The sequence below is a fragment of the Oceanobacillus sp. Castelsardo genome (assembly GCF_001659985.1).
GTDB lineage: Bacteria > Bacillota > Bacilli > Bacillales > Amphibacillaceae > Oceanobacillus.
Genome location: NZ_LYCS01000028.1, coordinates 1 through 746 on the forward strand (window position 1 = coordinate 1; position 746 = coordinate 746).

Genomic DNA, 746 nt, shown 5'->3' on the forward strand with positions numbered 1-746 from the left:
AAACCGTGAGGTCAAGCAAATCCCATAAAACCATTCTCAGTTCGGATTGTAGGCTGCAACTCGCCTACATGAAGCCGGAATCGCTAGTAATCGCGGATCAGCATGCCGCGGTGAATACGTTCCCGGGTCTTGTACACACCGCCCGTCACACCACGAGAGTTGGTAACACCCGAAGTCGGTGAGGTAACCTTTTGGAGCCAGCCGCCGAAGGTGGGACCAATGATTGGGGTGAAGTCGTAACAAGGTAGCCGTATCGGAAGGTGCGGCTGGATCACCTCCTTTCTAAGGAATTATACGGAAACATACTGGTTTGTTTGGTTCAGTTTTGAGAGAGTAAATCTCTTTAAAACTTTGTACCTTGAAAACTAAATAAGAGTAATTAAACGACATCAAACTTAAAAGGCTGAAGCGACTGTTCAGTGACGTACGGACATTCATTAGTAGGAGATAAAGGAAACACGATGAACGTAAGTGAATCGATGTTGACTTTCACCGCAAGGGTATAAGTGCGACTAAGCTTACTGGACATGCCAGCAAGCAAGTCTTCTTTATCGTACGAAGGTAAAGGAAGTACGCTAGTCACTAGGAGCTGAAGCTAGATTAATTAAAGCAAGGCTATTTAAATAGCACGCTTATTCATTGTAAACTTAGTTAAGTGAATAAGGGCGCACGGTGGATGCCTTGGCACTAGGAGCCGATGAAGGACGGGACTAACACCGATATGCCTCGGGGAGTTGTAAGTAAAC

2 rRNA genes are annotated in these 746 nt (G+C 45.7%); both read left to right on the forward strand.

The annotated features are described in order from the left end of the window. Nucleotides 1-282 (forward strand): 16S ribosomal RNA (locus A9178_RS18315); the annotation flags it as partial. Between the two features lie 367 nt (nucleotides 283-649). Further along, nucleotides 650-746 (forward strand): 23S ribosomal RNA (locus A9178_RS18320); the annotation flags it as partial.